Below are 13,863 nucleotides of genomic sequence, written 5' to 3'. Positions count from 1 at the left end.
CTCACACTAACGCTCCTGGTTGTAGGTGCTGTCAGGACCGAAGCCCTGGCCGTTCGTTTCACTGCCTGCGCTGCGTCCGCGCTGGACGCCCCGACGCAGGTTGCTCAGCCTGCCCCGGACGTCCTCCGGAGCGCGGGAGACCTGTGGGCCTCCCTGGGGGGTGCTTTCGGCGGCACCCTCGATCAGGTTGGCCTTGGGTACCCGCCTCGGCAGGCCGGAGGAGGTGACCCCGCCCGCCTTCGGCTTCCGGAGCTGCGAGGCCTGCTGCCACCGCTCGTCGTTGGCCGAGCGCCAGTTGCTGTCGCCGTTGCTCTCCGGGGTGGAGGCCGGAGGCTCCTGGCTCGCGTGCCGCGCGCCGCCCGAGCCGTTCGCACCGCTCGCGGTGGCTCCGCGGCGGGGAAGCCCGGCGTCGGTGAGCGACGGGGCGGCGGACTGGGTCGGTCCCGGACGGTCGAAGCCTACGCGGTCCTGCTCACCCGCGTCAGCGGCCTGCGCAGATTCCGTTTCCGGGGTCTGAGAAGGGTACTGGCTCGGGTAGCCGTTCTGGTAACCGTCCTGCTGGGGCCAGTCGTCCTGGTGACGCCGCTGCTCGAACGCCGCGAAACCACCCTGCCCGCCCGCATTCGGCGCCGCGGGCTCCTCCTGGGCCGGCTCCGCATAGGAGGGCTCCGGGTAGCCGCCGTTCGGCGAGAAGGTGTCGTTCTGGGGCAGACCGCCGTTGGGTGCGTAGTACTGCTCGTCGTACGCGGTGCGCTGCGGCTCCTCGTACGCCGTGTGGCGCTGCTCGTCGTACGAGGGCTGCTGCTGCTCGTACGGCGTCTGCCGGTCGTAGGAGGGCTGCTGCTGCTCCGGGTAGCCGCTCTGGCCGGTGTCGTAGCCCTGGCCGGTGTCGTAACCCTGCTGCCCGTTGTACTCGTCGCGGTACCCGGTCGCCTGGTCGCTCTGCTGGTTGCCCTGCCCGGGCAGCGCGGGCTGCTCGGGCGACTGGGCCTCCAGGGCCGCGCGGCGCTCCTCACGCATCAGGGAGCGGCCGACGGGGTCGAGCTCCCGTATGTCGTCGGGGACGTCGGAGTAGCGGCTGTCGTCGAAGCCGAGCTCCGCGGCCGTGCGCATGGCCGGCTGGTTGAAGCTCTCGCCGCCGAAGTTCTGCTCCGGGATGATCTGCGAGACGGTGAACTCGTCGCGGTCCACGTGCTGCTCGCCGCCACCACCGTGGGTGATCGCGTCCGGCAGCATGACCAGCGAGGTGGTGCCGGCCTGCTCGCCCGAGGGGCGCAGCTGGACGCGGATGCCGTGCCGGTCGGACAGCCGGCCGACCACGAACAGGCCCATGCGCTGCGAGATCGCGGCGTCCACGGTCGGCGGGTTGGCCAGCTTGTGGTTGATGTCCGCGAAGTCCTCGGCGGTCAGGCCGATGCCCTTGTCGTGGATCTCGATCATCACGCGGCCGTCGGGGAGACGGGTCGCGGTCACGCGCACCTTGGTCTGCGGGGAGGAGAACGTCGTGGCGTTCTCCAGCAGCTCGGCCAGCAGGTGCACGAGGTCGGTCACGGCGCGGCCGTGGATCTCGGCCTCCGGGACGCCCGACAGCTCGATGCGCTCGTACTGCTCCACCTCGGAGGAGGCGGCGCGCAGCACGTCGACCAGCGGCACCGGCTGGTCCCAGCGGCGTCCGGGCTCCTCGCCGGCGAGGACGAGGAGGTTCTCGCCGTTGCGGCGCATACGGGTCGCCAGGTGGTCCAGCTTGAAGAGGTTCTCCAGCTGGTCCGGGTCGGCCTCGTTGTTCTCCAGGTCGGTGATCAGGGTCAGCTGGCCCTCGATCAGTGACTGGTTGCGGCGCGACAGGTTGGTGAAGATCGCGTTGATGTTGCCCCGCAGCAGGGCCTGCTCGGCGGCGAGCCGGACGGCCTCGCGGTGGACCTGGTCGAAGGCGCGGGCGACTTCGCCGATCTCGTCGGTGGTGGTGATCGGGATGGCCTGGACGCGGGTGTCGACGCGACCGGGGTCGGTGCGGGAGAGCTGGTCGACCAGCATCGGCAGACGCTGCTCGGCGATGCCGAAGGCGGCGTTGCGCAGCTGGCGCATCGAGCGGCTCATCTGGCGGGCGACCGCGCCGGCCAGGATGAAGGCCAGGAGCAGGGCGACCACGACGGCGGCACCGGTGATGTAGGCGTCACGCTGGGCGTCGTCGGCGATGTCGGACGCTTCGCTCACGGCCTTGTCGGCCATGTCCGTCTCGATCTTTTCGTACGCGTTGAACTTGAGCGTGTTGACCGCCCACCAGTTCTCGGCGGTGACGCCCTTCTCGGCGAGTGCGGCACGGGCGCTCGGGTCCGTGCTCGGCAGCGTCGCCACGGCCGAGATCATCGTCGTCGGGTTGGCGGGCGGCGGCACGTAGTCCGGGTTCTTGCCCTTGGCCTCCCGGGCCATCGCGGCACCGTCGGCCTTGATCTTGGCCTCGGCCGCCTTGAGCTTGTCCGCGTCCTGCTGGGTTCCACCGCCGATGTACTCCTGCACGGCGATGCGCTCGAGATAGGCGTACGACGAGAGGGCGATGCGCTGGCTGGCGAGGTTGCCGTCGTCGGGACCCGGCTTGACCAGGATGTGCATGCCGATGGAGCGCTGCAGCGACAGGGCCGCCTTGGTCAGCTCGATGGCGTACACGGTCCGGCCGTAGCTGGTGATGTTGCCGGTGCCGAGGCCGAGCTCGTTGGCGAACTCCGTCAGCGGGTGGGCGACCTCGACATAGCCCTCTTCGGTCTGGACGCCCTTGAGCTTGGAGGTGTAGGCGACCTGGCGCAGGGTGGCCAGCTTGGGCTCCGCCTCGCGGAACAGCTTCAGCCGGCGCTCCAGGCCGGGCTTGGCCGGCATGTTCTGCGCCGCGGCGTCGAAGGCGTCCGCCGCCTCGTCGGTGGTCTTGCGGACCTGGGTGACGGTCGCCTTGTCCTGGGCGTTCTGGGCGCTGCCCTTCAGCAGGGGCGCCGCCGAGGCGTCACGTTCGTTGTAGAGGGCGTTGGCGTAGAGCAGCGAGGCACGGACCAGGCGCGCGGTGTTCTCCGCGTCCTCGGCCTCCTGCCAGGTGTCGATCGAGCTCTTCACCTGGAAGCCGCCCATGACGAGGCCGACCACCACGGGTATGAGCAGGATCGCGTTGAGCCTGGTCGCCACGCGCCAGTTGCGCGGGGAGAGACGGCCGCCGTTCTCGGCGGGCGCGGCCGCCGGTTCCGAACCGGGCACGGGGGCGGGCGCCGCTGTGCGCGGCGGCGGGGTGAAGTTGCCCCGGGCCGACGGCTCGGGACTGTTCTTGCTTCGCCTCACTCGACCAACAACCTCTCGGCGGTCGGCACCAACGTTGTGCCGCAGTGTTCAGAGCCCACGTCGCCGGTGACGGACGCGTACGTCATTGACTATTGGGCAGTTCAGGCATTCCAGCACGACGACCTGCGCTCTTCCAAACAGTCCGAGGTGGGGAATCGACGTGATGTAAGCCCCAGATAAAACGGTCATAAAGAACGAGCCCCGCCAAAAGGCGGGGCGATTGTGAGCGCAGCGAGACCGGATGTGCGCGACGAGTGGCCATACCACTCGATTCCTCTGCCGAAACGTTATGAACACCTTGGCCGACCGTGTCAAAGGACACAGCCGGCTCCGGTGTATCTACGACAACTGCCGTATGGCACTTCTGAATTGGGTGCTACCTCAGCCGTGCCATCAGAGCGTGCTCGACCAGCGTGATCAGGGCACTCTTCGCATCGGACCGATGCCGGGCGTCGGTGGTGATGATCGGGGTGTCCGGACCGATCTGCAGCGCCTCGCGCACCTCTTCGGGCTGGTAGGGCTGCTGTCCGTCGAAGCCGTTCAGCGCGACGACGAACGGCAGGCCCGAGTTCTCGAAGTAGTCGACGGCGGGGAAGCAGTCGGCCAGACGCCGGGTGTCCACGAGCACCACCGCGCCGATGGCGCCGCGGACCAGGTCGTCCCACATGAACCAGAAGCGGTCCTGACCGGGCGTACCGAAGAGGTACAGGATCAGGTCCTGGTCCAGGGTGATACGGCCGAAGTCCATGGCCACCGTGGTGGTGGTCTTGTCCCCGGTGTGGGTGAGGTCGTCGATGCCGGCCGAAGCGGACGTCATCACGGCCTCGGTGCGCAGCGGGTTGATCTCCGAGACGGCACCCACGAACGTGGTCTTGCCCACGCCGAAGCCGCCCGCCACCACTATCTTCGCGGAGGTGGTCGATCGACCCGTGTCAGAGCTTGCGAAGTCCACTGAGCACCCTTTCGAGCAGTGTCACGTCCGGTGCACCGGTGGCGTCGTCGCCGCCCGGCTGGTGGATCGCGACGAGACCGGCCTCGGCGAGGTCCGCGACCAGGATCCGGGCCACGCCCAGCGGCATGTTGAGCAGCGCCGAGACCTCGGCCACCGACTTCACCTCACGGCACAGGTGGCAGATCCGCTGGTGCTCCGGGAGCAGTCCCATGAGCGCGGCGGGGTCCGCGGTCGTGCTGATCAGTGCCTCGATGGCCAGCTGGTAGCGCGGCCGGGTCCGGCCACCGGTCATGGCGTACGGCCGTACCAGTGGCTGGTCGCCCTCGTCCTCGTACGGCTCCGCGTACGGATCATGAGAGGCGGTGGGCGGGGTCATGGGTCCTCCGGGCGGGACAGCAAGTCGGTCAGCAAGCCGTCTGACGGGGCCTGTGTGGGGTGTGTGGCGGCCGGACGGTGATGTGGTGAGACGGGTGGTGCCGGGGCCGATCAGTGGAGCAGACTGCCTTGGAGCTCAGCGCGCAGGTCCGGGGTGAGGACCGCTCCCGCGCGGTCGACCAGGAGCGCCATCTCGTAGCCGACGAGGCCGATGTCGCACTCGGGGTGGGCGAGTACCGCGAGGGACGAGCCGTCCGAGACGGACATCAGGAAGAGGAAGCCCCGCTCCATCTCCACGACCGTCTGCGCCACCTCACCGCCCTCGAAGATCCGGGAGGCGCCCGCCGTCAGCGACGTCAGGCCCGAGGCGACGGCCGCGAGCTGGTCGGCGCGGTCGCGCGGGAAGCCCTCGGACATCGCCAGAAGGAGACCGTCGGCGGACACGACGACGGTGTGGGACACCCCGGGGGTGTTGTCCACGAAGTTGGTGATCAACCAGTTGAGATTTTGTGCCGCCTGGCTCATCGGACTCAACTAACGCTCCTGCTGGTGAGTGGGCCGTGGGTGGCTGCCGGTCTGGGTGGACCCGGCCTGACGACCCTGTGCGATTCCCCGACGGAGATTGGTCAGCCGGCCGCGCACGTCATCGGGCGCACGCGAGATCTGCGGACCACTCTGGTGGGTTTGCTGCTGAGCCGTGCCCGGGACGAGGTTCGCCCGGGGCACCCGGCGCGGCAGGCCGGAGGTGGTGATACCACCCGCGGCGGGCTGGCGGACTCGCTCGGCCTGGCGGACGAGGTCGTCGTTCGGCGAGGTGCGCCAGCCGGCCGGGGCGGACCGCTGCGGACCGGTGGGTCCCTGCGGTTGCTGCGGGGCGGCCGGAGCGGAGCCGTTGTTCTGCGGCTGCTGCTCCTGCTGGCCGTGGAACCAGTTGGTCTCCAGCGTGTCGTACAGCGGCGTACGACCGTCGCCGGGACCGGACGCCGGCGGCAGGGCCTCGGGCTCCTGCCGGACCGGGCGGGCCTGCGGGGCGGGCGGACGCGGGGCACCGAAGTCGGCCGGGCCCCGGCCACCATTCGCCTGCGGCCCCTCGAACCGGCCCGTGCCCGCCGGGTCGGCCTGCGTGGCCGGACCGGGGAGGGTGGGCCGCCCGGAGCCGTTGTCCTGGCGGGGTGCCGGGTACTGGCCGGTGGAACCGTTGTCCTGGCGGGGCGCGGGGTACTGGCCCGTGGAGCCGTTGTCGTAGGACTGTGGTGCCGGGTACTGACCCGTGGAGCCGTTGTCGTAGGACTGCGGCGCGGGGTACTGGCCCGTGGAGCCGTTGTCGTAGGACTGCGGTGCCGGGTACTGGCTCGACGTGGACGACGGGTCGGGGCGGCCGCCCGGGGTGCCGAAGACGTCCGGGCGGACGAACGAGCCCTGGCCCTGCGGAGCGTTCGCGCCGGGGCCGAACGGGTCCGCCTGCTGAGCGGCGCCGAAGTCGGACGGCGAGCCGAGGCCCTGCCGGTCGTTGTCGCGCGGCACGGCCGGCATCTCGGTCGTCGCGCCCGGGCCCTGCCGGTCGTCGATGCGCGGGAGGGACGACGTGCGGGAGACGTCCTGCTCCTCGTGGCCGCGCGGGGCGTCCAGCGAGGCGCGCGGCACCGGCGGCTGAGCGTTCTCGTCGCTCCAGCTCGGCACGCGGGACGGGGTGTCGCCACCGGGCAGCTCGGCCCGGGGGCCACCGCGCGGCGGAAGCTGCGGCCGGCGGCCCTTGCCCTGCTCGCCGTTGCCGCCCTGCTTCTTCCGGCTGCGGCCACCGCCGAAGGCGTCCTGGCCCTGCGGTCCGTTGGTGCCCGCGGCCTGCAGACCCTGCGGGGCACCCGGAGCCTGCTGGCCCTGCGGGGCGCCCGGCGCCTGCTGACCGAATGCACCGGTGCCGCCCTGAGCCGGACGGCCCTGCGAGGGACCACCCTGCTCGAACGGCGACGTGCCGGGACCCTGCGGTCCGCGTGCACCGCCCGGCGCTCCCGGACGGCCACCGTCCGCGTCGCGCCCGGGCAGCGCGGCCCGCGGGCCCTGACCGGGACCGAGCCGGCCACCGCCGGACGCACCGGCACCGAGAGCACCGCCACCGAAGGCACCACCGGACGCGCCGGCCCCGAGGGCACCGGCGCCCTGGCCGGCCCCGGCGGCACGCCGGGCCGCGGCCGCACCGGCGGCGGCCTGCGCGGCGGCGGGACCGCCGCCACCGACCGGCGGCTGACCGGGCTGCTTGGGCTGGGGCTTGCGGCCGCCCTGGGCGACGTCGACGGGCAGCATGACCAGCGCGGTCGTACCACCGGAGTCGGACGGGCGCAGCTGGATGCGGATGCCGTGCCGCTGGGACAGCCGGCCGACCACGAAGAGGCCCATGCGGCGGGAGACGGAGACGTCCACCGTCGGGGGAGAGGCGAGGCGCTCGTTGATCGCCGCCAGGTCCTCCGGCGACAGGCCGATACCGGTGTCGTGGATCTCGATCAGCACCCGGCCGTCGGGCAGGGCGTGACCGGTGACCTTGACCTTGGTCTGCGGCGAGGAGAACGAGGTCGCGTTCTCCAGGAGCTCGGCGAGCAGGTGCACGAGGTCGTTGACCACGCGGCCGGCCACTTCGGTGGTCGGCACCGAGGCCAGCTCGATGCGCTCGTACTGCTCCACCTCGGACGCGGCGGCGCGGAGCACGTCGACCAGCGGCACCGGACGGGTCCAGCGGCGGCCGGGCTCCTCACCCGCGAGGACGAGGAGGTTCTCACCGTTACGGCGCATACGCGTCGCGAGGTGGTCGAGCTTGAACAGCGAGGACAGCTGGTCCGGGTCGGCCTCGCGGGACTCCAGTTCGGAGATGAGCGACAGCTGGCGCTGGATCAGACCCTGGGAGCGGCGCGAGAGGTTGGTGAACATCGCGTTGACGTTGCCCCGCAGCAGGGCCTGCTCGGCGGCGAGGCGGACCGCCTCGCGGTGCACGTCGTCGAAGGCCGCGGCCACTCGGCCGATCTCGTCCCGGGAGTGCACGCCGACCGACTCCACGGACGTGTCGACGTCCTGCGGGTCGGACTCGGACAGCTGCTTGACCAGCTCGGGCAGACGGTCGGAGGCGACCTTGGTCGCGGTGTCCTCCAGCCGGCGCAGCGAGCGGATCATGGACCGGGCCACGACGAAGGCGCCGACCAGCGACACACCGAGCACGATCAGGATCAGGGCACCGGAGATGATCGCGTCGCGCTCGGTGGCGCTGCGCAGCTCGCGGGCCTTCTGTTCCATCTCCTCGAGCAGCGTGTGCTCGATGTTCTTCATCTGCTGGATCTTGGTGGAGCTGTCGTCCAGCCAGTCGCGGTAGGACCGCTTGTCCTGCTGGGCGAGACCGCTCGCGGAGACCAGGGCGCGACCCGCGTAGGTGTCGGTCGCCTTGATCGTGGAGTTGCCGCCGTCCTCGATCGGCTTCAGCAGCTCGGCGGCGGAGTCCTCGCCGTAGATGCTCTTGAAGCTGCGGAGCTCGGAGTTCTGGCTCTCCAGGGCCGACTCGGCGTAGAGCCGGTCGTTCGGCGAGAGCTTGCCGGTCGTGGTGTTGCTCGCGGGCAGCGCCGCCGCCAGGGCCGCGCGCTGGATCGAGGAGTACTCCTTGGCGGAGGAGAACGCCGCGAGCGCACGCGTGCGCTGGATCATGTCCGGGTTGCTGGTCGCCTCGGCCATGTCCTGGGAGAGGTCGATCAGGTTCTCGATCAGACGGTGGTACGCCTCGATCGTCTGCGTGGAGTTGTCCTCGGTGGCGTAGGCGCCCTTGCGGATCTGCTCCAGGTCGCCCAGCTCGCCGGCGAGCTGGACGAGGTACTCGCGGACGCCCTTGAGGTTGCCGTCCTTGCTGGTGCTGTCGATCTCCTCGGAACTGTCGAGGAAGTTCTTCCTGGCCCGGTCGGTCTTCTCGCGAAGTCCCTTGACCGTGAAGTCGGTGGCCTTGCCGCCGTGGGCCAGCGGGCCGGCGGACTGGTCGCGCTCCTCCTGGAGCGCGGCCGACAGCTCGGTGGCCTGCTTGGTCAGATCCGTCAGCAGCTTCATGTTGTCCAGCTGCTGGATGTTGTCCATGGAGTCGTTGATGCGCAGCGCGCCCAGCGACGTGGCGGCGACCACCGGGAGCGCGAGCAGCGACACCAGGCGGGTGGAGATGCGCCAGTTCCGCAGGGCTATTCGCGGACCGGGGCCCACCGGACCCACCGGCGGCTTCAGACCCTTGGCCGGGCTCGCGGAACCGGAAGCGGTCGGCCCGGAGCGCTCGCCGCCGTCACCGGCAGGGCCCTGGTTCTGGGCGTGCTGGGGCGAGGAGCCGCCATTCATGGGGCCAGTCCCGCCGTGCGGCTCCGGCTCCGCCGAAGCGCTGCCATCCCTCTTGAAACGTCCCTGCACTAGCGTCGCAACCTCTGGACCAGGCACCCCGTCGCCTGAACGGCGGGGCACGGTGTCGGCGTTCTGGGGACGCCCTGAAAAACGCCCCCGTGGTGGTCGTGAGTGACCGGCGCTGGCTCCCCCTTCTCACCGCCGCTCGGCGCGTCTGTGCGCCCCCTGTGCGCCGGCTCGATCCCGCGGCGGTCCGTGAGATTCCAGCACAGCACAGGATCTCCAACAAGGCCCGTAGGCCGACCCGTGATGTAGGTGACACCACGTGAGTGCCGGATCACCGGTCGTAGAAAGAGAGTTCGCCCATTTCGGGCGTAAGTCCGCGAGTCGCCGAGGGTGGTCGGGTGTCCTAGTCGCCATGATCAGGAGCGGAATGATGGCTTCAGTAAGCCAATGTCCGTTTCGTTGGGGTGGGGCGAGGGTCCGAATTGACCGATTCGCCCTCGGATTCGTGAGGAAACTCACATGCCGATCATGGCCCCTGAGCGACCGGGCCGGGGAATCGGATGTTTAGCCTGACGCTTTACAGCGATGGCACAACCGACAACCCGCGCCCGTACGGGGGTTCACACCTCGCCCGGCGCCCGTCACAGGACAGGGTCAAGTAAACAGTGAAGACGACGACGATGTTCCACAAGATCGCCAACCCGCGACGCACGACGCTGGCACACCTGGAAGACGCCGACGAACTGCGGACGCCGGAGCAGCCGGAGCACCCCGTCGACCTGCCGGCCCAGACCGCAAACCCCAAGCGCACCATCCTCATGGAGATCCCCGTCGCGGCCGCCGCGGCCGCGGAGTGACACCAGCAAGTACGCGTGCCGGCCGCCGGATGCTCACGGCGGCAGGACACGGATTTTCCAGGGGCGCCCCCCGTGACGGGGCGCCCCTTCACAATGCGCGGGGCGGGAACACCTCCCCGCGTTAGCCTGGACCGTCAGACTCCAGCCGCTCAGTCAAGGGGCCAAGCAACCCGTGCGCATCGCCAGATTCTCCATCGACGGGAACGTCGCCTTCGGTGCCATCGAGGGCGACCAGCAGGACGAACTCGTCCTGGACATCATCAAGGGCATCCCGTTCGCGGACTTCGAGCTCTCCGGCACCAAGGTGCCGGTGAGCAAGGTCAGGCTGCTGCCGCCGGTGCTCCCCAACAAGGTCGTGGCCTTCGGCCGCAACTACGCCGAGCACGCGAAGGAACTGGGCAACGAGGTCCCCGACGCCCCCTTCGCCTTCTTCAAGCCGTCGACCTCGGTGATCGGCCCCGGCGACGAGATCCAGTACCCCTCCTTCTCCGAGGAGGTGCACCACGAGGCCGAGCTGGCCGTGGTGATCGGCCGGATGTGCCGCGAGGTCCCGCGCGAGCGCGTCAAGGACGTGATCCTCGGCTACACCTGCGCCAACGACATCACCGCCCGCGACGTGCAGCGGCGCGAGAAGCAGTGGGCCCGGGCCAAGGGCTTCGACAGCTCCTGCCCGCTCGGCCCCTGGGTGGAGACGGACCTCGACGCGAGCGACCTCACCATCCAGCTCACGGTCAACGGCCAGCAGCGTCAGCTGGGCCGCACCAGCGAGATGATCCACTCCATCGAGGACCTGATCGTCAACATCTCCGAGGCCATGACGCTGCTCCCCGGCGACGTGATCCTCACGGGCACCCCGGCTGGGGTCGGCCCCCTGAACGTCGGCGACGAGGTCGCCGTCACCATCGAAGGCATCGGCACTCTCACCAACAAGGTTGTCAAGCGTGGCTAGCGCACCAGGCACTCCCGTCCGCGTCCGTTTCTGTCCGTCGCCCACCGGCAACCCCCACGTGGGCCTGGTGCGCACCGCCCTGTTCAACTGGGCGTTCGCCAAGCACCACCAGGGCACCCTGGTGTTCCGCATCGAGGACACCGACGCCGCCCGCGACTCCGAGGAGTCGTACACCCAGCTGCTCGACTCGATGCGCTGGCTGGGCTTCGACTGGGACGAGGGTCCCGAGGTCGGCGGCCCGCACGCGCCGTACCGCCAGTCGCAGCGCATGGACCTCTACAAAGAGGTAGCGCAGAAGCTGCTCGACGGTGGGTACGCCTACCGCTGCTACTGCTCCCAGGACGAGCTGGACACCCGCCGCGAGGCCGCCCGCGCCGCCGGCAAGCCCTCCGGCTACGACGGCCACTGCCGTGAGCTGACCGCCGCGCAGGTCGAGGAGTACCAGGCCCAGGGCCGCGAGCCGATCGTCCGCTTCCGGATGCCCGACGAGACGATCACCTTCACCGACCTCGTCCGCGGCGAGCTGACCTTCACCCCGGAGAACGTCCCGGACTACGGCATCGTCCGCGCCAACGGCGCCCCGCTGTACACGCTGGTCAACCCGGTCGACGACGCCCTGATGGAGATCACCCACGTCCTGCGCGGCGAGGACCTGCTCTCCTCCACCCCGCGCCAGATCGCCTTGTACAAGGCGCTGATCGAGCTGGGCGTGGCCAAGGAGATCCCGTCCTTCGGTCACCTGCCGTACGTGATGGGCGAGGGCAACAAGAAGCTCTCCAAGCGCGACCCGCAGTCCTCCCTCAACCTGTACCGGGAGCGCGGCTTCCTCCCCGAGGGCCTGCTCAATTACCTCTCCCTGCTCGGCTGGTCCCTCTCGGCCGACCAGGACGTCTTCGGCATCGACGAGATGATCGCGGCGTTCGAGATCTCCGACGTGCAGCCCAACCCGGCCCGCTTCGACCTGAAGAAGTGCGAGGCCATCAACGGCGACCACATCCGGCTGCTGGACGTGAAGGACTTCACCGAGCGCTGCCGCCCCTGGCTCCAGGCGCCGTTCGCCCCCTGGGTCCCGGAGGCCTTCGACGAGGCGAAGTGGCAGGCCATCGCGCCGCACGCGCAGACCCGCCTCAAGGTGCTCTCCGAGATCACCGACAACGTCGACTTCCTGTTCCTGCCGGAGCCGGCCGAGGACGAGGCCAGCTGGACGAAGGCGATGAAGGAGGGCTCGGACGCCCTGCTGCGCACCGCCCGCGAGAAGCTGGAGGCCGCCGACTGGACCTCCGCCGAGTCGCTCAAGGAGGCCGTCCTGGCCGCCGGCGAGGCCCACGGCCTCAAGCTCGGCAAGGCCCAGGCCCCCGTCCGCGTCGCCGTCACCGGCCGCACGGTCGGCCTGCCCCTCTTCGAGTCCCTGGAGGTCCTGGGCAAGGAGACCACCCTGGCCCGGATCGACGCGGCGCTGGCGAAGCTGGCCGCGTAACGCGAAGCACCACCACGCGAGGGCGGCGTCCGGTTAGGGCGCCGCCCTCGCCGTGTCCGCCCGACCGTCACCCGGAGTTCGCCTTCCGGGACGACACCACCGACAGCGGCGGCGGCACCACGGGCGGCGCGTGCATCCGGAGACCCACCGCTCACCCTCGCGACGGCCAGGACCCGGCCCTCACGCTGACCGGCACCCTGACCCCGGGCTGAGAGCACACCACGGTGGGTACGGTCGGAGCATGAGCATCCAAGCCGTGGTCTGGGACGTCGACGACACCCTCTTCGACTACACCACCGCCGACCGCCTCGGTATGCGCGCCCACCTCACGGCCGAGGGCCTGCTCGACCGCTACGACAGCGTCGAGCAGGCCCTCGACCAGTGGCGGGAGATCACCCACCTGCAGTGGGCCCGCTTCTCGGCCGGCGAGGCCACCTTCCAGGACCAGCGGCGCGACCGTGTACGGGTGTTCCTGGACCGGGACCTCACCGACGCCGAGGCCGACGCGTGGTTCCAGCGGTACGTCACGCACTACGAGGCGGTCTGGGCCCTCTTCCCGGACGTCCTGCCCGTCCTCGACGCCCTCTCCGCCAGCCACCGGCACGCCGTGCTCTCCAACTCCAGCCTCCACGTCCAGGACCGCAAGCTGCGCACCCTCGGCGTCCACGACCGCTTCGAGACCATCCTGTGCGCGGCCGAGCTCGGCATCTCCAAGCCGGAGGCCGGGGCGTTCCTCGCGGCCTGCGAGTTCCTCGGACTGCCGCCGGACCAGGTCGCCTACGTCGGCGACCACCCGGAGATCGACGGGCGAGGTGCCGCCGACGCCGGACTGCTGTCGGTGTGGATCGACCGCGGCGGCCTGTACGCCACGATCGACCCGCCCGTCGGCCCGCACCGCATCGCCTCCCTCGCCGAACTGCCGTCCCTGCTCGGCTCGGATACTCGTTTTGGAGCCCCGTCCACCTTCAGGTAATGTTCTTCCTGCGCCGCGGGGAGCGGGCCGGAAGGCCGGAACCCCAGGCGCACAGCTAGGACACAGACCCCCCGGGGCTTGCGTTCCAGTGGCCTATGGTGTAATTGGCAGCACGACTGATTCTGGTTCAGTTAGTCTTGGTTCGAGTCCAGGTAGGCCAGCTCGCAGAGCTCATCTGCATCGCCCCCGTTGTGTAGCGGCCTAGCACGCTGCCCTCTCAAGGCAGTAGCGCCGGTTCGAATCCGGTCGGGGGTACTGGTTCCGAGCGATCGACGATCATCTCGGGACTGCTAGGGCCCCCGTTGTGTAGCGGCCTAGCACGCCGCCCTCTCAAGGCGGTAGCGCCGGTTCGAATCCGGTCGGGGGTACTGACTGGTCTAAACCACATTGGTCTATGGTGTAATTGGCAGCACGACTGATTCTGGTTCAGTTAGTCTTGGTTCGAGTCCAGGTAGACCAGCTCGGACCTGCGGAAACGCAGTGTCCAGGCCCCCGTTGTGTAGCGGCCTAGCACGCCGCCCTCTCAAGGCGGTAGCGCCGGTTCGAATCCGGTCGGGGGTACACATCGCATGAGGCCCCTCACTTCGGTGAGGGGCCTCATGCGTATGC

General features: G+C 70.0%; 9 protein-coding genes and 5 tRNA genes. 9 read left to right on the top strand and 5 right to left on the bottom strand.

What is annotated here, in order from left to right; genetic code table 11:
- Positions 1–6: 6 nt before the first annotated feature.
- The 5 genes from BJ965_RS11170 to BJ965_RS11150 form a co-directional block, all read right to left on the bottom strand.
- Complete coding sequence (locus BJ965_RS11170; protein ID WP_184908511.1) at positions 7–3,318, bottom strand: sensor histidine kinase; 3,312 nt, start codon at positions 3,316–3,318, stop codon at positions 7–9.
- 376 nt (positions 3,319–3,694) lie between these two features.
- A complete protein-coding gene (locus BJ965_RS11165; protein ID WP_184908510.1) occupies positions 3,695–4,270 on the bottom strand; it encodes a GTP-binding protein in 576 nt (191 codons plus the stop codon).
- Positions 4,251–4,646, bottom strand: a complete 396-nt coding sequence (locus tag BJ965_RS11160; RefSeq protein ID WP_030851927.1) for a DUF742 domain-containing protein — start codon at positions 4,644–4,646, stop codon at positions 4,251–4,253. Before BJ965_RS11160 ends, BJ965_RS11165 begins: the two co-directional genes overlap by 20 nt.
- Before the next feature lie 110 nt (positions 4,647–4,756).
- Entirely contained in the window at positions 4,757–5,170 is a 414-nt protein-coding gene (locus tag BJ965_RS11155; RefSeq protein WP_030851929.1) for a roadblock/LC7 domain-containing protein, read from the bottom strand.
- A gap of 9 nt (positions 5,171–5,179) precedes the next feature.
- The gene (locus tag BJ965_RS11150) at positions 5,180–9,061 is read right to left on the bottom strand and encodes a nitrate- and nitrite sensing domain-containing protein (RefSeq protein ID WP_184908509.1); all 3,882 of its coding nucleotides are present in this window, start codon (positions 9,059–9,061) and stop codon (positions 5,180–5,182) included.
- A 602-nt stretch (positions 9,062–9,663) separates the two neighbouring features.
- Here BJ965_RS11150 and BJ965_RS11145 point away from each other — a divergent pair.
- The 9 genes from BJ965_RS11145 (at position 9,664) to BJ965_RS11105 (ending at position 13,815) form a co-directional block, all read left to right on the top strand.
- Positions 9,664–9,855 (top strand): hypothetical protein, encoded by a 192-nt coding sequence (locus BJ965_RS11145; protein WP_030851933.1) that lies wholly within the window; start codon positions 9,664–9,666, stop codon positions 9,853–9,855.
- A 172-nt stretch (positions 9,856–10,027) separates the two neighbouring features.
- Positions 10,028–10,804 (top strand): fumarylacetoacetate hydrolase family protein, encoded by a 777-nt coding sequence (locus BJ965_RS11140; RefSeq protein WP_184908508.1) that lies wholly within the window; start codon positions 10,028–10,030, stop codon positions 10,802–10,804.
- On the top strand, positions 10,797–12,281 hold the full coding sequence (gltX, locus tag BJ965_RS11135) for a glutamate--tRNA ligase (RefSeq protein ID WP_184908507.1): 1,485 nt from the start codon (positions 10,797–10,799) through the stop codon (positions 12,279–12,281). Before BJ965_RS11140 ends, gltX begins: the two co-directional genes overlap by 8 nt.
- 241 nt (positions 12,282–12,522) lie before the next feature.
- Positions 12,523–13,254, top strand: coding sequence for an HAD family hydrolase (locus BJ965_RS11130; protein WP_184908506.1), 732 nt, complete (start codon positions 12,523–12,525; stop codon positions 13,252–13,254).
- An 89-nt stretch (positions 13,255–13,343) separates the two neighbouring features.
- Positions 13,344–13,415: transfer RNA gene (locus BJ965_RS11125), tRNA-Gln, on the top strand.
- A 21-nt stretch (positions 13,416–13,436) separates the two neighbouring features.
- A tRNA-Glu gene (locus tag BJ965_RS11120) sits at positions 13,437–13,509 on the top strand.
- A gap of 40 nt (positions 13,510–13,549) precedes the next feature.
- Positions 13,550–13,622: transfer RNA gene (locus BJ965_RS11115), tRNA-Glu, on the top strand.
- A gap of 20 nt (positions 13,623–13,642) precedes the next feature.
- A tRNA-Gln gene (locus BJ965_RS11110) sits at positions 13,643–13,714 on the top strand.
- A gap of 28 nt (positions 13,715–13,742) precedes the next feature.
- Positions 13,743–13,815, top strand: a tRNA-Glu gene (locus BJ965_RS11105).
- Positions 13,816–13,863 lie beyond the last annotated feature (48 nt).

Origin of the sequence: Streptomyces luteogriseus (assembly GCF_014205055.1) — a bacterium.
Lineage (GTDB): Bacteria > Actinomycetota > Actinomycetes > Streptomycetales > Streptomycetaceae > Streptomyces > Streptomyces luteogriseus.
The sequence above is the reverse complement of the archived record's forward strand: the minus strand, read 5'-3'. Positions and strand labels throughout refer to the sequence as shown.